The organism is Actinomyces johnsonii (assembly GCF_006546835.1).
Lineage (GTDB): Bacteria > Actinomycetota > Actinomycetes > Actinomycetales > Actinomycetaceae > Actinomyces > Actinomyces johnsonii.
In genome coordinates this window covers 119,200-140,684 of sequence record NZ_VICB01000004.1, presented here as the reverse complement: position 1 = coordinate 140,684, position 21,485 = coordinate 119,200, and the positions used below count along the sequence as shown (strand labels likewise).

Below are 21,485 nucleotides of genomic sequence, written 5' to 3'. Positions count from 1 at the left end.
ATCGAAAAGACGGGGCGAGGAGGGCCGGAGGGCAGAAGGGGACGATGGATGCGCTACACCCCCAGCCTGAGGACGAACAGGCCCGGGAAGAGGGCGAAGACGACGGTGATGGGCAGCACGAGGAAGACGACGGGGACCATTTGCGCAATCTCGCGTCTGCCTCCCTCCTCCATGAGGTCCTGACGCGCCGCCTCGCGCACGTCGGTCGCCTGGGACCGCAGGACATCAGCCAGAGGTGTACCGCGCTCGAGAGCCACGACGATGGCCTCGCACAGACGAGTGACGTGGACGGAACCGACCCGCCTCTCCATACGGTCCAGGGCGGTGGACAGGACGGTGCCGGAGCGGATGTCGGTCAAGGTGGCACCCAGCTCCTCGATGAGATCGCCTCGCCCGAGCGCAACGACGCGTTCGATGGCGGCCACGGGTCCCTGACCGGCCCCCACGGCCAGAGCGAGGAGCTCGACGACGTCGGGCAGCTGGGCCTCGATTCGCGACAGCCGTTTCGCCACGGCCCGGCTGAGCCACCAGTCGCGGGCGGCAGCCCCGGCCACGGTGGCCAAGACGGACAGGATGATGAGTGCCGGAACGTTGACGGACCTGATCAGGGCCGCCAGTCCACCGGTTGCCAGGACGAGGAGGAGCGCCGTCGTCGACCACAGGACCTGTTGGAGGCGGAACTGGTCCAGGCCAAGGGGCGATCCGGACCGCATGAGGCGCCGACGGACCGACTCCGCCGAGGACCCCAGGGTTTCCATCATCCGGCCGAGGTTGAGGACACCGGCAGTAGAGGCCATGAGCAGACCGACGACGGTGCGCCCGTCCGAGGTCAGCCCCGCCGGGGCGGTCAGAAGGCCCGAGGTGGTGGGCTGCTGGTGGACGTAGGGCTCCAGTCTGGCCATGAGGGTGGGCCGGCGTCGGCGTACGGCCGAGATGATGACCAGGACCCCCACTGCTCCCACCAGTCCCGCAAGTCCTCCGACGAATGTTGCGTTGAGTGGTGTCATCGCAGCATCCTCTCCTCTTCAGGGAGGCGCCCCAGGCGCAGCATGAGCCGGTAGGCGATGATCGAGACAACGGCCCCGGCCAGAAGGATGACGGCACCGGTCGCGGTGGCGTAGGCGGCCGCCGCCTGAGAACGGGTGGATAACAGCGCCAGAACGAACCACGGGGCGGCGACGGCGACCTTGGCGCCGTTGACGGTCCAGGACTGGCGCGCCTCGAGCTCGCCGCGGGTGCGCATGTCCTCGCGCAGCATCTGCGACAGAGAGCGCAGCAGAGTACCCAGGTCGGTACCGCCGACCTCGTGAGCCAGGCGTAGGGCCTCGACGATTCGGTCGGCGACGGGGTCGGCGAAGCGGGCCTTAAGCCGGTCCAGGGAGTTATCGAAGCGGGCTGTGGCGGCATAGTCGGCGGCGAAGGCCCGGAACTGCGGACGGACGGCCTCCGGGCCGCGCTCTCCGAGGTTGGTCAGGGCTTCGGGCAGGCTCATGCCCGCGCGAACCCCCGAGACGAGGGTATCGACGGCCTCGGGCCATACCTCGCGCAGGCGGGTCCGTCGGTTGCGTGCCCGCGAGGAGATGATGAGGAAGGGAATCGCCGTGAAGATGGCCGCGAAGGAGACGGCGACCGGCCAGGCCCGCGATATTCCCAGGAAAACCATGCCGATGAGCAGTCCCAGTCCGAGCGAGCCCAGGACGAACATCGTGGGGCTGGTGCGGCCGGCACCGGCCTGAACCAGGATGTCCGCAAGGAGACGAGAGCGTCTCGAGCGCCACTGGGGCGGATCGGAGGTGCAGGCCATCCAGATGAGCAGCATTCCCACTCCCCCGAGGAGTCCGGCGACGGCGCCCATCAGTAGGCCTCCTTGCCGACGGCGGGGCGCCCGTTCAACAGCGCCGTGAGGTCGTAGCCGGCTCGACTGAACCGCTCGGCGGCGCCGGGCGCACCCGCGCCCCGCACGAGGTTGCCGGCGGAATCGCGGTGGAAAACGTCGGAGAGCTCGATGACGCCGTTCTCGACCCTGCCCGACATGGCGGCGACCTCTCTGACGGTGCGGCGTCCGTTGCGGTCCAGGTCGAGGTGGACGACCAGATCGATGGCGCTGGCGACGGTGGGGACCACGAAGTCGCTAGAGACGTTCTCCCCCGCCAGCAGGGGCAGAGTGCAGATCTTAATGACGGCCTCTCGCGCGGAGTTGGCGTGCAATGTACACATCGAAGGGAGCCCAGAGTTCATGGCGATAAGAAGGTCGAGAGCCTCGGCCTCGCGGACCTCGCCGATAAGGAGGCGGTCAGGGCGCATGCGCAGGGCCTCCTTGACCAGGCGACGCAGGCTGATCTCGCCAACGCCTTCGAGGTTGGGCGGCCGGGTCTGCATGGCCACACAGTCCCGGTTCCTCAAGGCCAGTTCGAAAACCTCCTCGCAGGAGATGACCCGCTGTCCGCCGGGGATGGCTCCGGCCAGTGCCCGGACCATCGTGGTCTTTCCGGCCTGGGTGGCCCCCGAGACCAGAATGTTGAGGCCGGACTGCACGGAGGCGTCCAGGAAGGCGGCCACCTGGCTGGTCAGGGAGCCCATGCGCACGAGGTCACTGGTGCGCGAGGCGCGGGAGGTGTGCTTACGGATGTTGACCGCCCAGTGCTGAGAGGTGATGGGCGGGATGACGACGTGAAGGCGCTGGCCGCCCGCCAACTGGGCGTCGACGAAGGGGCTGGACAGGTCCAGGCGGCGCCCGGAGGCCCGCAGCATCCGTTCGACCAGGACGGTGAGGTCCTCGTTCTCCAGGATCGTGGTGGTCAGCTCGGGGCGCCCGGAGCGGGCGACGAAGACACGACCGGGGGCATTGATCCAGATCTCCTCGATGGACTCGTCGTCAAGGTAGTTCTGGAGCGGCCCCAGGCCCGCCATGGAGTCCAGCACGTGACAGCGGGCTCCCGTGGGATCGACGAGCGGCGGGACGAGACCGGCGTCGGAGCGGCGCAAGTAGTCGTCCTCGGCCTCGGTGACAAGCCGTTCGAGGTCGGAGTTGTCCTTGAGCGGATCGATTCCGCGAGCGCGAACCAGCTCACGAACCTCCGTGAGAAGGAGATCGGCAGCGTCCATGATGCCTCTCAGCGAGTATCTGAATGGGATCGGGTGTAGATGATTGCGGATCGAGCAGGAGCTCTGCGTTGAACTCAGATGCACCGGCCGGTCGGTGACCGATGTCACGGATAAACTCTAGGGCACCTGGTCACGAATTGGCCACCACCTCGGCATAGCCTGTGGATAACCCGGGAAGCGTTGAATCTTCATCGGCCTGTTTCCCACCGTTCTCGACGTTTGCCGCCAGCGGACGGGCGCGGCTGTCCTGCGAGATATGGGACCTGTCGCCTACGGTTGGACCATGTCACAGCCTCCGCAGTCCCCGGACGCCCCCGGCAGCACCGATGTCGACGGCCGTGTCGACGATCTCACCGATGAGGCGGCCTCCGACGTCGAGCGCGCTGCGGCTCCGGCTGGCGACGACCATGACGACCACGGCAAGCAGCAGGCCGAGCATCCCGGCGGGCATGACGACGACTACCGGGCGCCCGTCGTCGTCGCCCCGTTACCGGGCGCGTCGGCCGGCCCGCCCAGGAACAGCCGGCCGACTCCGGAGACCCAATCCGCCACTCACCGCCCCCGCCATTCGGCCCTGGCTCTGGCTGCGATGGCGAGCGTCGCCGTCGCCGGGCTCAACCCGGCTCGCCTGGCGCTGCCGCAGTCCGAGACCCCGGAGCGGCATATCACCGGCGTCATCGACACCCAGGGCCGGCACTGGGAGGTTCATGAGGCGCGCACCGACGCCGTCGGCGCGTCCCTGGAGGCGGAGGCTGAAGTGCTGCGGCGCATCGGCCGGGTCGTCGACGACGGGCGGCTCTCCTTCGACGTGCCTCGCGTCAGCGGGTCGCTGCGCCAGCAGGGCGCCCACATCCAGGTCCGCTCCCATGTGGAGGGCAAGCCGATCCCTGTGGAGGCGCTCCGCCCGGGGCCGGGGATGTCGGCGGGATTGGGCAAGGCCCTCGGCGAGATCCACGAGCTGGACATGTCGGTGATCTCCGAGGCGGGCATGCCGGTCTACGACGCCGAGGAGGTGCGCCGACGTTGGCTGAGTCTTCTGGACGACGCCGCCGCGACGGGCAAGACCCCGCCTACCCTGCTGGGACGCTGGGAGCAAGCGCTGGAGGACACGGCCCTGTGGCGGTTCCGCCCCGCCGTGGTCCACGGCGACCTCGCCGAGGAGAACGTGCTGGTGGCCGGCGGCACGGTCGTGGCCGTGCGTGGCTGGTCGCAGGCGCACGTGGGTGATCCGGCCGAGGACCTGGCCTGGGTGTACTCCTCGGCGCCGGTAGACTGTCTGGACTCCATCGAGGATGCTTACGATATCGCCCGCTCCGAGGGAGTGGACCGGCATCTGCGCGAGCGGGCCGAGCTGGTCAGTGAGCTCAGCCTGGCACGATGGCTCCTGCACGGGGTCAGGACCGGGGACAAGCCGGTCATCAATGACGCGGTGGCGATGCTGGAGGACCTGGCCGCCCAGGTGGGCGATGCCCCGCTGGTGGAGCCTGCCGCGCCCCGGCTGGCGCCGGTGCCCGGGGAGCGCGAGCCCGCGGAGCCCGACGCGATCACCAACCCGGTGGCAATGGTGCGCGTCGACGACGAGGACGACTGACTCCGCCTCCCGCCCCTATCGGGGTCAGGTCAGCGGGTTGCGACTCATGAGTACCGGGAAGGCGCTGGCTCACACCAGGTTGACGATGCCGAGCAGGCCGCCGTCCAACAGCTGTTTGCCGGACCGAGTGCGCTTCAGCCCGAGTGGTTAAGCCGAGGCCGGCCCGAAGTCGGCGTTAGCCCGGCTGCTCGGGTGCGGGAAGAGGCGTCATCTCGTTGGTCGAGGAGTCGGGAGTCAGGGCCGCCCCGATCTGGTCGAGGCCGAGCAGGCCGGCGGCGCTGAGCTCGTCGATACGTCCTCCGGGGTAGTCGACGTACACGTAGGCGGCGCGCACCGAGCCGGTCGGCACGCCCTGGGACGCCGCCCAAGCGTGGACGTAGACGCTGAGCTGGTCGACGGGGACCCGGCGGCGCCCGGTCTTCCAGTCGACGATGAGCCAGCCGGTCCCATCCAGGCGGCGGAAGACGGCATCCATGCGGCAGCGCAGGGTGGTGGCGCCGATGGTGATCTCCCGTTCCGTCTCGGTCTCGGCCAGGACGTAGTCCTCCAGGAGTGGCAGGTTCTCGGCCGTCTCCAGCCAGCGCTCGATACGGGCCCGATCCCGGGGGGCGAGGCCGTCGGGAACGCCCGCCTCGGCCAAGTCGAACAGAGTGCCGCGTGCGCTCAGGCGCTGGGCGACGGCGTCGTGGAAGACGGTTCCCAGCCGGCCGGCGGCGCGAGGCTCGGGCGGGAGGGGGCGGCGCAGTTCGAGGGCGAAGCGCAGCCGGTCGGCGCGCAGGTCGTCCAGGCGCGTGGCGGCCAGGTGCTCGGGCATGCGGACTGCGGGCGTCGCCGCCGAGGCCCTGGCGCGCTCTGCCAGGAGGAGGCCCGCCTCGAGCCGCCATCGCCGCAGTGTCTCATCGGCCCCCTCTGCCCCTGGCCCGGCATCGATGGCCGCGGCGGGGTCCGCATCGGCGGGGCCGGCGTCGCTCATGGCCTTTGCGACCTGGGCGGCGGCCGCCCGCCGGGCCCGGCGCAGGGCGACGGCCCGGTCCGCGGGAGGTTCTTCGTCTCCGCGTTCTCCCGCGGTGCCCGGCGTCTCCGGTTCCTCGGCGTCCAGGGGCCAGGTGCCCACGTGGCTCAGGGCGACCAGCGGGTTCGGGCGGGAATCGTCGAAGTAGACCCAGCCGTCTCCGTGGACGACGAGCAGGTCGCGCCGTCGGAGCTCGGTGAGGAAGCGCGACGGCGGGCGCGATTTAGAGGCGGTCTTGGACAGGTGGGAGCCGGTCAGGAGGAGCTCGTGGCGGGCCCGAGTGAAGGCGACATAGGCCAGGCGGCGCTCCTCGCGCAGGCTGTGGCGCCCCAGGGCCTCCTTGTAGATGGTCATGGTCTCAGCCAGAAGAGACTTGTCCGTGACAGCGGGGTCGAGACCACCGACGGAGAAGGGAGGCAGGTCGTCGGCATCGGCCCGCAGGGGGAACGGGAAGGTCGAGGTGCTGCCCATCCACCCCGTCTCCACTACGCTCAGGTCGACCTTGGCACTGCTGGTGTAGGAGGGGAAGACCTGTTCAACCATGCCGGGCACGGCGACGACATCCCACTCCAGGCCCTTGGCGGCGTGAACGGTGAGGAGCTGGACCGCCCCGGGCGAGGGGTCGACCTCGGGAGCGCTCATGGCGTCCTCGTGCTCCTCGGCGGCGTCGAGCCACTCCAGGAAGCCAGTGAGCGTGGCCGAGTCGGTGTCCGTGGCGAAGGCGAGGGCCGTCTCCTGGAAGGAGTCGAGGGCGCGGTGCCCCATCGGGTTGCCGACTCGGGCGGCGATCTCGATGTCAAGGTCGAGGGCTTGCTCGGCCAGGGCGACAAGGTCGGGAAGGGGCAGAGCGATGGCCTCGCGGACGCGCCTGATCGCCCGGGCGGTGCGCAGGGCGACGGCGAGCCCCGCCGGCGTCAGCTCGACAGCGGACGCCAGGTCCTCCGTCCCCTCCTCGTGCCATCGCAGCAGGGTGTCCAGGGCTTCGCTGATCAGCGGCGAGTCGGCCTCGTCCTGGGCACTTCGGCTCTCCGTAGCGGTCCTGCTCGCCTCCGGGGCCGGGCGGACGACCTCACGGGCCAACGCCGCCAGGGCGCGCAGGTCGCCGGCGCCGATGCCGAAACCGGTCAGAAGCCTGACCACCCGGTCCCCGCGCGCGGGATCGGAGGCGACGGTCAGCAGGGCGCGGACATCGGCGACCTCGGGGACGTACAGCATCCCGCCCAGGCCCACGATCGTGTAGGGCACACCGGCCGTCTCCAGCTCGGCAGCGATGGGCTCCATCTGCACCCGAGTGCGACACAGGACGGCCATCTCGGCGCTGGGCGACCAGCGCTCGGCGAGGAAGCCGGCGACGGTACGGGCCTCCTCGACGGGATCCTGGAGAAAGGCTCCGTGCACCGTGCCCGGCTTCAGGCCGAAGGCGACGGGCCGGGCCCGCAGGGGCGCGACGGCGATGTGCTCTCCCACCGGATCCCCGTCCTGGATGACGCCGGAGCGCAGGGGCGCCGAGACGGCATTGGCGGCCTCGAGGATAGCGGAGTCATTACGCCAGGAGGTCGACAGCTCCAGGACGGGGGCGGCGTCGGCCGGAAGTTCCCCGGAGGCGAGGCGGGCGGTTCCGGTGGGATTGAAGCGCTGGTGGAAGGTGTCCAGCGCTCCGGCGCTCGCCCCGCGCCACCCGTAGATGGCCTGATGCGGGTCGCCGACGGCGGTCACCCCGGAGTCGGCGAAGAGTGCGGACAGGAGTCGGACCTGGGCGACCGAGGTGTCCTGGAACTCGTCCAGCAGGACGGCGGGGTACTGGGCTCGTACCTGGGCGGCTGCCTCGGGGACGGACTCGGCGATGGTGCAGGCCAGGGCGATCTGGTCGCCGAAGTCGAGCAGACCGTGGCAGCGCTTGTAGCGCTGCAGCTCGGCGACGACGTCGAACAGGGCCTCCCACTCGGCCATGACGGCCGGTGCCTTGCCGACCAGTGTCTTGCAGCCCTTGATGGAGGCCAGGGCCGTGAACTGCTCGTTTAGGTCGGCCAGGTTCTCAGCGGCCTCGTCAATGGTTAGCAGGTTCTGACTCAGGGCGTCGCTCAGGACCAGGGCCGCGTTCGCGTTGTGAACGAGGCTCTCGCTGGGCAGAGGGAGCGTGCGCGCCTCAATCAGGGAGGTGACGATCTGCCAGGACCGGGCCTGGGTGATGAGGGCGGAGTCGGGGTCGACGCCGATGCGCAGGCCGTGGTCGCGCACCAGTGAGCCGGCGAAGGAGTTGTAGGTGGCGATCGTCGGCTCTCCGAAGTCGCCCGCATCGCCGATGCCCCCACCGTCCAGCGCTGTGGTCGGGAGCAGACCGGCTGCTCCCAGGCCGGACAGGCGGGAGGCGACGCGCTGGTCCAGTTCGGAGGTGGCCTTGCGGGTGAAGGTCAGTCCGAGGACCTGGTCGGGGCGGACCTGTCCGGTGGCGATCAGGTAGACGACCCGCTGCGCCATCGTGGCCGTCTTGCCCGATCCGGCACCGGCGACGACCAGGAGCGGGCTGAGCCGGTGGGCGATGACGCGCGCCTGCTCCTGAGTGGGGGTGTGGATCCCCAGCGCGATGGCCAGTGACTTCGGGGTGAGCTCGCCGGTGCTGGTAGGGCTCATGAGACGACTCGCCTTCCCTCGACCTGAACGGGACAGGAGTCCTTGACCATGCAGGTGCGGCATTGCTCGCCGGTGCGGGCCTCGATCAGGGGCCCCAGGCCGGCCACGGCCGCACTCGCCACGAGATCCTCGGTCCAGTAGTCCTGCCGGAACTCAGCCGGGGCCTCGGCATCATCTGCGGCGCCGCCACCGCTCTCGTCCTCGAGTTCCGGGTCGATGGGGTCGGTGTCGAGATCATCACTGGGCAGGTGCAGCACGTAAGGGTTGGGATCGAGGGCGGCGCCCACAGGGGCCAGGACGTAGCCGTCCGCGGACCGCCTGGTGGGCTCCTTGCCCAGGAGTACGAGGGCCCCGCCGATGACGTCGAGTCCCTGCGAGCTCAAGGCGAGCTGGTATACCGCGAGCTGAGGGTGGCGATGGGCGGCCCTGGGGACGCGCCGGCCGGTCTTGAGGTCCATGACCCGCACGACGTCGTTCTCCTCATCGCCGTCCGGGCCGTCTTGAGGGGCCTCGCCGAGGTGCTCGAGCCTGTCGATGCGCCCCGAAATCGTCACGGGCAGGATCCGCGGTCCGGAGGCGGGCACCCGTTCCTCCACCCGGCTGCGCACCTCTGGGCTGAGCACCTCCAGCGGAATGTCGAGGTGGGCTCGGACGGGCTGCTCGACGTCGGCGCGAATGCCCAGGGCGTCGCAGTCTTTCAGGTAGGCGTCGAGGCGCTCGATCATGGCGCGGGCGCGGTCAGCGGCCAGGCCGCCCTGCCAGGTGTCGGGGTAGCCGAGGTCGCCCAGGCGCTCTTCGAAGAGCTCCCGCAGGGCGGGACCGCGCAGGTGCTCCCTCTCCGCCTTTTCTGCGACGGCATGAACGAGACTGCCCAAGGTCTGGGCGTCACCAGCCGGGGCCGAGCCGCCGTTGCGTGACAGGAACCATTTGAGCGGGCAGGCGGACAGGCCCTCGACGTCGGAGGGGCTGACCCGTATCCGCTGCCCCTCGGCGACGAGCGGGGTGGTGGAGGTGGGCCCTCCGGCGCCGATCCAGGTGGCGGGGTCAGCACCGGGGACGTTCTGGTCGGCGAGTTCGGCGAGCATCGCGGCGGCCGCCCGGCCGAGTCGGCGTTCAGCGGGGGCGGCGGTCTCCAGACTCCCGGCGACGGCAGCACGGCGCAGCTCCCCCACCAGGCCGCGCAGGGTGAGGTCCCCGGTGTCGGGAGTGACGATGGGTGCACCGTCATCGTCGGCGAGCTGGATTCCAGTGGCCCAGGCGATCTCCATCAGGAAGGGCGAGGGAGCGTGCTCGGCGTCGGCAGTGGCGGTCAGCAGGAGACGGCGGGAGGCGCGAGAGAGAGCCATGATGAGCATGCGCCGCTCATCGGCGCGCACCTGCGCCTGGGCAGCCGCGATGGCTCCGTCGTCTCCGTTATCACCCGCGGTTCCTGCGACGTCGGCTCCCACAGGCAGGCGGTCGGTGACGGCGTCGACGAGGAGGCCGGTGCGGGTCAGCGAATCGCGCAGACGCAGGTCGGGCCAGCGGTCGCGTTCCAGGCCGGTGACCACGACGAATTCCCATTCCTGGCCCGCACAGCGCGCCGGGGTCATGACGGCGACGCCCTCGGGGCGCCTGCCCTGGGGGGCCACGGAGTCGGAGGGGAGGACCTCGGCGTCGAGCTCGGCCAGGAAGCCGCTCGCGTCCTGGCCCGGGTGGCGCTCGGCCCAGACCTCGGCGCGCTTGAACAGGGTGGTGACGACGTCGAGGTCGTGCTCTGCGGCCTCGGACAGGACCGAGCGCGCAGAGTCGCCGGAGGGCCGCAGGGCGGTGGCGCGCCACGCCTCCGCCCTGCCGGAGGCATCCCAGGCGGCCCACAGGAGGGCCTCGACGTCACGAGGGGCATCGGTGACCGTGTCGCGCATGGCGGTGCGCAGGGCCTCGATGATCCGGGAGGCGGTGAGGAGCCGGCCCGCCTGGATGCCGAGGGACTCCCCCTCCAGGGAGTGGGCGAGGGCGCCGGCCCGATCGGCGTCCGTCAACAGGGCCAGGAGCGCGGCGTCGGCGCCGGCCCGCGTGTCCGTTCCTCCGGATGCCTCCGCCTCTCCGGTGCTCGTCGCGAGCTGGGCCGCGTCATGGTCCTGGCGCAGTCTGCGACGCAGTCGGCGCAGGTCCATGGTGGTCAACCCCACCAGGGGACTGGTGAGCAGGTTGATGGCGGCCTCGCGCTGCGGCGGTTCGCCTCCGTCCCCCAGCTGGTCGCGAAGGCCTGCGCGCACGATATCCAGAAGAGCGGCCGCGGCCGGTTCTGCGCGCAGCAGTACCGCGGGTGTGCGGGAGGCCAGGGGCACCCCCCTCCTGCGCAGATCCCTGGCGAGAGCCTCAGCCTCGTTGGCGCTCCGGACGACGACCGCCATCTGTGACCAGGGGGTTCCGTGGTGGACGTGCTCGAGCCGCAGCACGCGGGCGACGTGGGCGCGCTCCTGCCAGCTGCTCGAGGCCAGGATCGCCTCGACGCCTGCCGGCGCCGCCCGGTCCTCGTCGGGCGCCTGGAGGATGCGCGATACCGGAGTACGGGGGGCCAGGGTCGTCCGCCGGTGGGCGGCGGTCCCCGTCACCGGGACGCGGGCGCTCTGGTCGGCGACCGCCATCGCGATCACCGGGTCGCCCCGGTAGCAGGTACTCAGCCGCAGTCGGGTGGCCCCCAACCCCGAGTTGTCCTCAGCGGCGATCAGCAGACTGGGCGTGCCGCCGCGGAAGGTCTCCACCGCAACGTCCGGGTCTCCCACGACCACGATCTGCGCCCGGTGCCCATCGGGGTCCGGGGTGGCCAGGGCCGTCAGGAGCCGAGCGGTGGCGGCCGTACAGTCCTGGTAGTCATCGACGATGACGAGGTCGGGGACGGGGCGGGGCACGGTGACGCCGTCGGAGCCCCACGTCCTTAGGGATTCCACGGCCCGGTCCTGGAGGCGGGCGGTGTCCATCTTGCGGGTCTGCGCCCTCCTGTCGGCGCTGGGCCTGCCCTGCGCATCCCAGGTGCGCAGGAGCTGCGCGGCCGGCCCCCAGATGGGGACGTCGAGCCGTCGCCCCAGGTCGGCCAGCTCGTCGGCGGTGATGCCGAGCTCTCCGGCGCGCGCCAGAAGGTTGCGCAGTTCGGAGCGGAAGGCCCTGGAGCCGGTTGCCTCGGCAGGGAGCCCCGGCCAACTGATGGCGCTGATCATAGAGGCCAGGACGGAGTCCTCCTCCGCACCGGCCAGGAGGACCGGAGGCGGCAGTGGGTCAGGTCGCCTGGTCAGTGAGGTGGTCAGGATCGTCAGGGCGAGGGCGGCGGGGGTGCGCACCCGCACAACACCGTCACCGTGGCCCTCGCGCAGCAGGTGGGCGGCCCGGCCGCGCAGCCAGTCCGCACGCGCGCGGGTGGGGGCGAGCAGGACGGCGTCCCGACCACCGGCGACCGCCTCGGCCAGCAGTCTCAGGGCCAGCGACGTCTTGCCGGTCCCCGGCGCCCCCAGGACGACGACGTTGGTGCCCTCGGCCACGCGATCCAGGACCCGCTGCCCATCGGCGTCGGCAGCGGGGAGCTCCGGCGCCTCAGGGGGCGGAAGGAGACGGACGGGGTCCTGGGACATGGGACCATCTCACCACGAGCAACTGACATGAGCGTACGTCGTTAAGGGATCGTCACCGCCGACGAGGCCCTCCCCTCCCCGGAAGTCGGCGACTCGCATGTCCGCGTGACGCGAAACGGCGCGGTTCCCAGGGCGCTCGGGCGTCGGGCGCATCCTTGCGCCTCTAGGATCAGGTCAGGTTCGCGCCCCTCCCCGACGGGCGGCACGCCGCTCTATACGGCACACAGATGATGCGAAGGAGTCCCATGCAGGTCACGATCGGAATCAAGCACGCCAGCCGCGAGCTCTCGCTGGAGACCTCCGACTCGCAGGAGAAGGTGCTGGCCGCCGTGGCCGACGCCGAGACCAAGGCCGTCACCCTCACCGATGACAAGGGGCGCAAGGTCTTCGTCCCGGCCGGGTCTCTGGCGTACGTGGAGCTTGGCGAGGCCGAGCCCCGCCGGGTCGGCTTCGGTATCTGAGCCTCTTCTTCTGGGCGAGCGCGCAAAGAGCCCAGATCTGGCGGACCACAATCCAAACCATTCCGCCGTCGGTCTGGGCCCTTGCCGTTCTGCTCGGCGTCCTGCAAAGAGGCTGAGATCAACACCCCGGATATCCGGGAAATCGGGCGGTAGTAATCGCTCGATTTCTTACCCGGATCCCATGCCATCACCCACGAGACCGCATCGGGTCTAGTCTCTTTGAGACGATGAACCGACACAGCAGGAAATAGGACCGGTCAGCATGAACCTGACGGAGCAATTCGCTCATATGGCTACTGGCGCGATGTACGATGACCTGACACCCGAACTCATTGCAGCTCGGGTCGAAGCCGTCCAGGCCATTGATGTCTACAACCGCTCTTACGGTCGGCCCGCTGAGGAACGTGAGGCCTTGTTGCGTCGGATCGTGGGGTCGATGGGCCGCGAAGTGAACCTCGAGCCGACGTTCCGGTGCGAGTTCGGACGCAATATCCACCTCGGCTCCCATTTCTTTGCGAACTTCGACTGCGTCATGCTCGACGGCGCCCCCATCTCCATCGGAGACAATGTGCTTCTGGGCCCCAAGGTCGGCCTGTACACCTCCAACCATGCGCTGGATCCTCGTGAGCGCGCCGACGGCGCCTGCCGAGCTCGTCCGATCACGATCGGCGACGACGTCTGGATCGGTGGCAACGTCACGGTCCTCCCCGGCGTGGCCATTGGCTCGAGTAGTGTGGTCGGAGGAGGCAGCGTTGTTACCCGCAGCATCCCACCCGGTGTCATCGCTGCGGGCAACCCGGCTCGGGTAATTCGGGACGTGACCGAGGCCGATCGCACCAACTACCGGCCAATCCACTGAAACCTAACTCAACGCTGAGCTGTCTACCTACTCCTCGATTCTTCACGTTGTCAGGATGCGGACCGATACAGTCGCTCTCATGAGGTCACCCGTGATCGCGGCTGTGTGCGCCGCCTCCTTCCTCGCCAACGGTGTGCTGCAGCTGTTACTGGCCCTGGGTCTTCCTCTGGGACGGTTCGTCCTGGGCGGGGCCTACACCGTCTCCCCTCCCATGCTCAGGCCGCTCAACCTGGCCTTCTTCCTGACCTGGTCAGCTTGCGCCCTGGCGTACCTCAGGTACGGCGGCCTGCTGCACCGTCCTCTACGTGATCGCACCGCGCGCAGCATCGTGTACGTCTCGACCCTGTGGCTGCTTATCGCCTCGGTGTTCAATCTCTTCATCACCGCCAGCGCCTTCGAGCGCTATGCCACCGGGACGCTGTCGACTCTCACGTGCGCCTTGAGCCTGTACCTCGTCTGGCGTCGCGACGGGTTCCGCCTCCGCCCCTGCCAGGGCGGCTTCCGGCGTTAGGCTGGGGTGCATGGACCAACAGGACAGCCAATGGGGCCTGCTCACCCAGTGGATCGCGGAGTCCAAGCGCATCGTCTTCTTCGGCGGCGCCGGGGTCTCCACGGAGTCCGGCATCCCGGACTTCCGGGGCGCTAAGGGCTTCTACCACCAGGACCGCGAGATCCCCCTGGAGCAGGTGCTCTCCATCGACTTCTTCACGGTGAACCCGCAGGCCTACTGGGAGTGGTTCGCCCAGGAGAACGCCCGCGAGGGAGTCGCCCCCAATGCCGCCCACAGGTTCGTGGCCGACCTGGAGAGGGCCGGGAGGCTGTCGGCCGTGGTCACGCAGAACATCGACGGCCTCCACCAGCGAGCGGGCTCCGAGCGGGTCCTCGAGCTGCACGGCAACTGGTCGCGCCTGATCTGCACCGGCTGCGGCGAACGATTCTCGCTCTCCGACGTCGACGACGCCCGCTCCGGTGCGGTTCCCCGCTGCCGCGAATGCGACTCGGTGCTGCGGCCGGACATCGTGTTCTACGGCGAAATGCTGGACAGCGATGTCCTCGAGGGCGCCGTCCGGGCGATTTCGGAGGCGGACCTGCTCATCGTGGCGGGAACGAGCCTGGTCGTCTACCCGGCGGCGGGCCTCATCGACTACTACGCCGGTGAGCGCCTGGTCCTCATGAACGCGACTCCTACTCCCTACGACTCCCGCGCCGACCTCATCGTCCGCGAGCCGGTCGGCCAGGTCTTCCAGGAGCTGGAGCGCCTGGGGCGGCTTCCCTAACCGATCCCCTGGTCCTCAAGGTCCACGTAGCGCTCGGGTACCTCAGACTCACTGAGAGTGGCAGCGTAGTCGGGCACCTCGCTCTGAAGGGAACGATCCGTACGGCGGTAGCCCGTCGACGGCAATGAGGCCTTCTTCGGGAACTTCATCTCTGGGCGTTCCACGTGCTGGTAGGGGATGGACTCCAGCAGGTGGTGGATCATATTGATGCGCGCCTTACGCTTGTCCGCGGACTCCACGACGTGCCAGCGGGCGGAGTCGATGTCGGTGTGGACGAACATCTCGTCCTTGGCGCGCGAGTAGTCCTCCCAGCGGGGCAGAGCCTCCAGGTCCGTGGGCGAGAGCTTCCATCGGCGCATGGGGTCGGTCATCCTCGATTTGAAGCGCTTGTACTGCTCCTTCTGGGGCACGGAGAACCAGTACTTGCGCAGCAGGATGCCGTCGTCGACGAGCATCCTCTCGAAGACCGGGCACTGCTGGAGGAAGCGCCGGTGCTCCTCCGGGGTGCAGTAGCCCATAACGTGCTCGACGCCGCCGCGGTTGTACCAGGAGCGGTCGAACAGGCAGATCTCACCAGCAGCGGGCAGGTGCGCGATGTAGCGCTGGAAGTACCACTGGGTGCGCTCGCGCTCGGTGGGCACAGGCAGCGCGACCACACGAGCGATGCGCGGGTTGAGGTACTCGGTGATGCGCTTGATCGCTCCGCCCTTGCCGGCCGCATCACGCCCCTCGAAGATGACGACGACGCGGGCTCCAGTGGCCCTGACCCACTCCTGCATCTCGACCAGCTCCGCCTGCAGCCTCAGCAGCTCGGCCTCGTACAGGGAACGGTCCATGGTGGGGTGCTTCTTCGCCATACTTGAGTTTCGCACAGATCCGCCGAGCGCGCAGACAACCCACAACCCCAACCGACAATCCTCCGCACAGACAGAGCAGAGGAGCCCGGTCCTGGGAAGGACCGGGCTCCTCTGGAGTGGTAGCGGGGACAGGATTCGAACCTGCGACCTCCGGGTTATGAGCCCGGCGAGCTACCGAACTGCTCCACCCCGCGTTGGCGAGACCAACCTTAGGCTCCGTCGCGCCCTCAGGGCAAATAGCGAGGACGTGCCCTTGCTCACCGCCCGGTGAGGCGGGTGGCAGGGCACGTCCTCATGTCGCAGGCAGTGCGCTCAGCCCATCTTCTGCTGTGCGGCGGCGGCCCGGTTAACGGCGTCACTGAGGCGCTTCTGCGCCTCACCGTAGGCGGCCCAGTCGCCCTTGCTCCTGGCGTTGTCCGAATCGGTCATCGCGGCCTGGGCGTCCGACAGGGCCTGACTGAGTTCCGCCTTCGGATCCGAGGCTCCAGAAGCCGACGGGTCCGCGGACTGGGACGCCGGTGCGCTTGCGGAGGCCGTGGTCTCGGCGCTGGGGGCCGGCGAGGCCGCTCCCCCGCCCGCCGTCGGATTGTTGCCATCGGTGGACTCATTGGTGTCATTGGCGGCGCCGGCATCCCCGTTAACGGCCTGCTCCCCCGTCGTCGCCCCGGAATTGCCGCCGAAGACCTGGTCGAGCGCCTCGGAGAGGGTATCCGCGAAGCCGACGTTGTCTCCGAAGGAGACCAGCACCTTGCGCAGTAGCGGGTATTGCGTACCGGATGAGGACTGGACGTAGACCGGCTGGACGTAGAGCAGGCCGCCTCCCACGGGCAGCGTCAGCAGGTTGCCCTTGATGACCTGGGAGCCCTGCTGGGAGAGCAGGTTCAGGGTCGTGGAGGCCGTCGGGTTGGAGTCGAAGATATTCTGGACCTGGCCCGGCCCGGAGACGTTCGATGACCTCGGCAGCTCCAGGAGTCTCAGTTTGCCGTAGCTGGGACTGCGCTCGCCCTTCTTCCCGGTTCCGGGAGACGTCTCGGAGTCCACCGCGAGGAAGCCGGTGAGCACGTTGCGGTTAGTGTTTCCGCCGATGATGTAGACGCTGGACAGGGAGAAGGTCGCCTGATCCTGGCCCGGCATCTTGAGGGTCAGGTAGTAGGGGGCCTGCTGGTCCTGGTTGGTCGTGGTCGGGTCATCTGGGATCTTCCAGAAGTCACCACCGGAGTAGAACTCCGCGGCATCGTTGACGTGATAGCTCGCCATCATCGTGCGCTGGACGTTGAACAGGTCCTCCGGGTAGCGCATGTGCGCGATGAGGTCGGCGCTCATCTGACTCATGGGCGTGACCGAGCCGGGGAAGACCTTCTCCCAGGCCTTGAGGATCGGGTCCTTGTCGTCCCACTGGTAGAGCTTGACCGATCCGTCGTAGGCGTCGACGACGGCCTTGACGGAGTTGCGCACGTAGTTGGACTCCTCCGGCGCCCCGAGCAGTCCGCCCTGGCCGTTGGCGGTGGCCGAGGCCTTGGCCAGCGACTCGTGCTGGGAGTAGGGATAGTTGTTCGTGGTGGTGTAGCCGTCGAGGATCCACATCACCCGCTTGGGCGTGGCCGGGTTGTCGTCATGGTCGACGACGGCCGGGTAGGGGCTGTTGTCCAAGGTCAGCCAGGGGGCCACCTTGGAGACGCGCGTGGCCGGGTTCCGGTCGTAGAGGATCTGGGAGCCCTCGCGCACCTCCTGGGAGAAGAGGATGTTGGCCTCCTGGAACTTGGCGGCGTAGAGCAGCCGGTTGAGCGGGTTCGATACGCTCGGCCCGCCGTTGCCGGAGAAGGTGGTGTTGACCTGGCCGGTCTTGGACTCGTCATCGGGGTAGTCCAGCTCGCGCGGCGAGCCGTTATCCTTGCCGCCGACGATGGAGTACGACGGCAAGGACTGACCGAAGTAGATCCGGGGCTCGTACTCGCCCAGGTCCCCCTTGGACGGGATACCGCCTTCCCAGAAGGAGGGATAGCCGCCGGAGGCCACCGTGTTGCCGTAGGCGTTCACCACGCCGTAGCCGTGGGTGTACACCGTGTGCTCGTTGACCCAGGTCTGCTGCCCCTCACCGAGGCCGGACAGGTTCAGCTCCCGCACGGCGATGACCGTGTCCCGACTGGTGGAGTCCAACTTGTAGCGGTCCACGTTGAGGCGGTTCGCAAACGAGTAGTACTGCTTGTTCTGCTGGAGCTGCTGGAAGGTCGGTGAGACCAGGCCCGGGTCGAGCAGACGGATCGAGGCGGTGGATTCCGCGTCCTTCTCCAGCTGTCCGGCCGTCGCCGTCGTCGTGGCGTCGTAGTTGGTGGTCTCCACATTCTCCAGGCCGTAGGCGGCCTTGGTGGCGTTGATGTTGCGCTGGATGTACTCCGCCTCCTGGCGCTGGGCGTTGGGGTCGACGACGAAGTTCTGGATCACCAGCGGGTAGGCGGTGCCCACCACCAGCGAGGAGACGATCATGACGACCACACCGATGATCGGCAGGCGCCAGGAGCTGGAGCGCACCGAGGCGATGAAGAGGATCGCCACTGCCAAGGCGATTGCCGCGAGGATGGCGTTGGCGGGGATGACCGCGTTGACGTCGGTGTAGTTGGCGCCGTCGAACTTGGAGTTGGAGGCGTACAGGGCGCTGTAGCGCCCCAGCCAGTAGCCCACCGCCCGGATGACAGCGTACAGCGCCAGGAAGACGGCCAGGTGGATGCGGGCCGCCTTGGTGAAGTGGGGCCTGCGCACCACGGAGATGCCGCCGTACAGGTAGTGGACGACGACGGAGGCCACCCCGGAGAACAGGACGACGCCCGACAGGAAGGAGAGGAGTATCAGCACGGCGGGCAGAATGAAGATGTAGAAGGAGACGTCGATACCGAACTGGGGATCCTTGACGCCGAAGGACTGCGCATTGAAGGCCAGGAGAACCTCGCGCCAGCTGGGGGCCAGCTCCCAGGCCGAGCCGAACAGAGCCAGCACAGCGGGCACCGCCCAAGTCAGGCGCCGTCGCAGGGGCTCGATGACCGTGCGGTAAGCCTCCAGGTTACGGGTGGCCTCGTCGTCGGGCACCCCGATCTCCCGGGCCCGGTAGGCCGCCGTCATCGAGACGAAGACGGCTCCGAACATGACGGCGAACCCCACCAGGAACAGGACAATGAGAGCAATCCACTGCGTCCACAACACGCGGGCGTAGCCGATCTGGCTGTACCAGAGGACCTCGGTCCACACCTGCGACATGATGCCGATGATGACGGCGATCGCGGCGATGATCGAGATGGTCAGCGCCAGGGGCCCGGGACGACGCCGCGCGGTCCTGCTGCGCGGTGCGCGCGGAGGGCGGATCCCGCCTCTACCGAAGCGCCCCAAGCCGAACAGCCCTGTCCTGTCACTGGAGGATTTCTTCTGCCGGGACGAGCCGGAAGACGTGCTCGAGGACTCGTCGGAGGAAGAGTCCCGGGACTCGTCATCGGGCGTGGTACTCACGATCCTGCTCCCTGTCTGACGTACGTTGTTACGCTGCCCCGCGCATGGTCCAGCGCGGCGCCATCGGCCGGAAGGGCCGCTCGGGCCATCGTCCCACACACCATCGACGCGTCCATAAACCTTCTTCGGGGCGAGAAGGCGAGAAGCCGACTTCCGGCCGGCCGCAGCGCGAAAGCCGTGCACACGGGGCCGTGTCATTCGATCCGTCAGAGGCGCCGGTGAGACGATGGCCCCGTGACTGACGATACGCCCACCCCGCCGCCCGACCCCGATTCCGTGTCGCGTCGAGCCGTTTCCGAGCCCTCCCCCGCTTCGGCTCCCGGGACCTCTGCGGCCAATGGGGTTCGGTCCGCCTCTCCCCGGAGTCGGGCCCTCGCCCGTGCGGTGGCGGAGACCGAGGTCCACGTGGCGGCCTTCGGCTGGGACCAGCCGGTGCGCGTCTTCGCCCTGGCGCGCACCGCCGAGGCCCTTCGGACCGACCCGGACCTGGCAGAGTTCCTGGACGCCTCCGCCGTGGAGGAAGCGCGCACCGACCTCGAGCTGCTCACGGTTGTGGAGCAGGAGGGCCTGCCGGCCGCCGCGGACCTGGAGCATCTGCTGGCCCAGTTGGCCTGGCCCGAATCCGTCCACGGAGCGGCCATCAGCGTCGAGCGTCTGGTTCTACCCCCTGCGGCGCAGGAGGAGGCCGACGCCATCGCCGACGCCGCCGAGCGCCTCGCCTTCCTCCAGGCGCGCCCCGACCGTGAGGACATCCGCATGGTGGTGGGGGTCCTGCGCAGCGGCGAGTCCTGGTGCGCGCTGCGCTCACGCGCCCATGACGACGACGCCTCCGTCTACCAGGGCGAGCAGCTGGTACCGGGGCTGGTCGAAGCGCTGGCGACGACTTTCCTGTAGGCCCCGACCTCGGGAGGGCGGGCGCCGAGGCCGTCGCGCGACCCTTCCCGCTCTCAGTCCGTTTCCGGGTGGTCCGAGTCCGCACCCTCGGGCCGGTCGTCGTCGGCGCCGTCAGAGGCTGCCGAATCGTTCAGCTCCTGCGAGGTCTCGGTGGCAGACGGGGAGATCCGGTCCCCGAGCCCCTCGGGGCTGTTCTCGTCCGCCTCCTTGGCGCCCTCGGCGTACCCGAGGGTGCCGTCCAGGAGGGAGGCCAGGTCGGCGTCGATCTCGGCGTCGATATCCTGGGCCATGCGCCGCATGGTGAGAAAGTCCCTGGGGTTGGCGAGCTCGGAAGCGGTGGGCATGACGTCGGGGTGGTTCCAGAAGGCATCGCGCTCGACGTCGCCGGCCTGGGCGCCCAGGTGCGACCACAGCTCGGCGGCCTCCCGGGCCCGGCGGGGGCGGAAGGTCAGCCCGATGAGGCGGGCGAAGACCTGTTCGGCGGCCCCGCCCTGGGCCCGGCGCCGGCGCATCATCTCGGCCAGCGCCATGAGGTGGGGCAGATGGGGTGAGGCGGCACGGGCGGTGACCACCTCGACCCAGCCCTCGACGAGGGCCAGCAGCGTCTCCAGGTTCTCAAGGGCCTCCCGCTGGGCCTGTGTCTCCTGGGGTGCGAACAGTCCACTCTCGAGAGCCTCGCGCAGTGCGTCGGGGTCGTTGGGATCCACCTGGGCCACCGCCGACTCCAGGGTCTCGGTGTCGATGCGGATCTCCCGGGCGTAGGCGGCCACAGCCTGGAGCACCTGCCCGCGCAGCCACGGCACATGGGCGTAGAGACGGGCGGTGGCAGCCTCGCGCACCGCCAGGAACATGCGGGCCTCGTCCTCATCGACCTCCAGGCCCTCGGCGAAGGCGGACACGTTGGCGGGAATCAGCGCGGTGCCCGGTTCGCGGGTCAGCGGCAGGCCGGTGTCCGTCGCCCCCAGGGCCTCCTTGGCCAGCTCTCCGATGGCCTGGCCGATCTGGAGTCCGAAGGCCGTGCCCGCCATGGTCCGCATGATGGATCCGAGCGCCCCCATCTGCTGGGCGGCCTGCTCCATCTCGGCGGGCATCTCACGGATCTGCTTCTCCAGGGTGCGGGCCAGGGCGGCGGTAACGGCCTCGGCCACGGGGGCGCACACGTCCTTCCACACCGGCAGGGTGCGCTCGACCCAGGTGCTGCGACTCCAGGCCTCCCGCTGCCCGGGGGCGGGCATGAGCTCGGTGGCGGTGTCGAGCCACAGGTCGGCCACCTGCAGGGCCTGGCGCGTGGAGTCGGCGACCGTGGCGGTCACCGTGGGGTCGCCGTCGCCGCGCGCCTGACGGAGGGCCAGTTCCTGACCCATCTGCCAGTTGACCGGCTCGGTGGTGGAGGCGGAGAACATCTGCTGGAACTGGGCACGCATGGCCAGCAGCTGGCCGGGGCTGAGCTGGGAGATGTCCCCCACGCCCGGCATCTGGGCGATAGCGCTTGGATCCACCCCGGATGAACGCAGAGCCCCGACGGCGTCGGATGCCATCTGCTCGCCGAAAAGTGATGCGAGCATCTTCTCGAGCTCGTCGAAGGCGTCCTCGCTCACGGGCTTTCCTCTCGCCGGGTGGTGCTGGAACAACATTATCTGGACATCGTCACTAACGGCCTTATGGTCGCACCCATTCCTGTATAGGGGCCATGCT

The 21,485-nt window shown here is 69.2% G+C and carries 14 protein-coding genes and 1 tRNA gene; 6 read left to right on the top strand and 9 right to left on the bottom strand.

The features are described from left to right. Nucleotides 1-53 precede the first annotated feature (53 nt). From FK256_RS03345 to FK256_RS03335, 3 genes are read right to left on the bottom strand one after another with little or no spacing between them, the layout of a single operon-like run. The gene (locus FK256_RS03345; protein ID WP_039894151.1) at nt 54-1,007 is read right to left on the bottom strand and encodes a type II secretion system F family protein; all 954 of its coding nucleotides are present in this window, start codon (nt 1,005-1,007) and stop codon (nt 54-56) included. Next, nucleotides 1,004-1,855: a type II secretion system F family protein gene (locus tag FK256_RS03340; RefSeq protein ID WP_141423715.1), complete on the bottom strand. Its 852-nt coding sequence runs from the start codon at nt 1,853-1,855 to the stop codon at nt 1,004-1,006. Before FK256_RS03340 ends, FK256_RS03345 begins: the two co-directional genes overlap by 4 nt. Beyond that, nucleotides 1,855-3,105 carry a TadA family conjugal transfer-associated ATPase gene (locus tag FK256_RS03335; protein ID WP_021606667.1) on the bottom strand — a complete coding sequence of 417 codons (1,251 nt, stop codon included), beginning with the start codon at nt 3,103-3,105 and terminating at the stop codon, nt 1,855-1,857. The genes FK256_RS03340 and FK256_RS03335 overlap by 1 nt, the downstream gene beginning before the upstream one ends. Before the next feature lie 283 nt (nt 3,106-3,388). Between FK256_RS03335 and FK256_RS03330 the strand changes: the two genes are divergently transcribed. Further along, a complete protein-coding gene (locus FK256_RS03330) occupies nt 3,389-4,696 on the top strand; it encodes a phosphotransferase (protein WP_141423714.1) in 1,308 nt (435 codons plus the stop codon). 175 nt (nt 4,697-4,871) lie between these two features. On the opposite strand, the gene FK256_RS03325 is transcribed toward FK256_RS03330, so the two are convergent. Both FK256_RS03325 and FK256_RS03320 read right to left on the bottom strand, forming a co-directional pair. Beyond that, nucleotides 4,872-8,339 carry an ATP-dependent helicase gene (locus FK256_RS03325; RefSeq protein WP_141423713.1) on the bottom strand — a complete coding sequence of 1,156 codons (3,468 nt, stop codon included), beginning with the start codon at nt 8,337-8,339 and terminating at the stop codon, nt 4,872-4,874. Further along, nucleotides 8,336-11,947 (bottom strand): UrvD/REP family ATP-dependent DNA helicase, encoded by a 3,612-nt coding sequence (locus FK256_RS03320; protein ID WP_141423712.1) that lies wholly within the window; start codon nt 11,945-11,947, stop codon nt 8,336-8,338. The genes FK256_RS03325 and FK256_RS03320 overlap by 4 nt, the downstream gene beginning before the upstream one ends. 245 nt (nt 11,948-12,192) lie before the next feature. Here FK256_RS03320 and FK256_RS03315 point away from each other — a divergent pair, with 245 nt between their 5' ends. The 4 genes from FK256_RS03315 to FK256_RS03300 all read left to right on the top strand — a co-directional run bounded on the left by FK256_RS03315 (nt 12,193) and on the right by FK256_RS03300 (nt 14,544). Beyond that, nucleotides 12,193-12,408 (top strand): DUF3107 domain-containing protein, encoded by a 216-nt coding sequence (locus FK256_RS03315; RefSeq protein WP_009232349.1) that lies wholly within the window; start codon nt 12,193-12,195, stop codon nt 12,406-12,408. 262 nt (nt 12,409-12,670) lie between these two features. Then, nucleotides 12,671-13,267: a sugar O-acetyltransferase gene (locus FK256_RS03310; protein WP_009232350.1), complete on the top strand. Its 597-nt coding sequence runs from the start codon at nt 12,671-12,673 to the stop codon at nt 13,265-13,267. 79 nt (nt 13,268-13,346) lie between these two features. Further along, complete coding sequence (locus FK256_RS03305) at nt 13,347-13,778, top strand: hypothetical protein (protein ID WP_141423711.1); 432 nt, start codon at nt 13,347-13,349, stop codon at nt 13,776-13,778. A gap of 10 nt (nt 13,779-13,788) precedes the next feature. Beyond that, on the top strand, nt 13,789-14,544 hold the full coding sequence (locus tag FK256_RS03300) for an NAD-dependent protein deacylase (protein WP_141423710.1): 756 nt from the start codon (nt 13,789-13,791) through the stop codon (nt 14,542-14,544). Here FK256_RS03300 and ppk2 read toward each other — a convergent pair. The 3 genes from ppk2 to FK256_RS03285 all read right to left on the bottom strand — a co-directional run bounded on the left by ppk2 (nt 14,541) and on the right by FK256_RS03285 (nt 18,896). Then, nucleotides 14,541-15,380, bottom strand: coding sequence for a polyphosphate kinase 2 (ppk2, locus tag FK256_RS03295; protein WP_009232353.1), 840 nt, complete (start codon nt 15,378-15,380; stop codon nt 14,541-14,543). The two genes, FK256_RS03300 and ppk2, sit on opposite strands and share 4 nt — an antisense overlap. A gap of 138 nt (nt 15,381-15,518) precedes the next feature. Continuing rightward, nucleotides 15,519-15,595 (bottom strand) — tRNA-Met (locus FK256_RS03290). Between the two features lie 118 nt (nt 15,596-15,713). Beyond that, nucleotides 15,714-18,896 (bottom strand): UPF0182 family membrane protein, encoded by a 3,183-nt coding sequence (locus FK256_RS03285; RefSeq protein ID WP_141423709.1) that lies wholly within the window; start codon nt 18,894-18,896, stop codon nt 15,714-15,716. A gap of 384 nt (nt 18,897-19,280) precedes the next feature. Here FK256_RS03285 and FK256_RS03280 point away from each other — a divergent pair, with 384 nt between their 5' ends. Next, complete coding sequence (locus FK256_RS03280; protein ID WP_244936135.1) at nt 19,281-19,790, top strand: PPA1309 family protein; 510 nt, start codon at nt 19,281-19,283, stop codon at nt 19,788-19,790. Nucleotides 19,791-19,843: 53 nt separating this feature from the next. Here FK256_RS03280 and FK256_RS03275 read toward each other — a convergent pair whose 3' ends face one another. Then, nucleotides 19,844-21,388, bottom strand: a complete 1,545-nt coding sequence (locus FK256_RS03275) for a zinc-dependent metalloprotease (protein ID WP_141423707.1) — start codon at nt 21,386-21,388, stop codon at nt 19,844-19,846. Between the last annotated feature and the right edge of the window lie 97 nt (nt 21,389-21,485).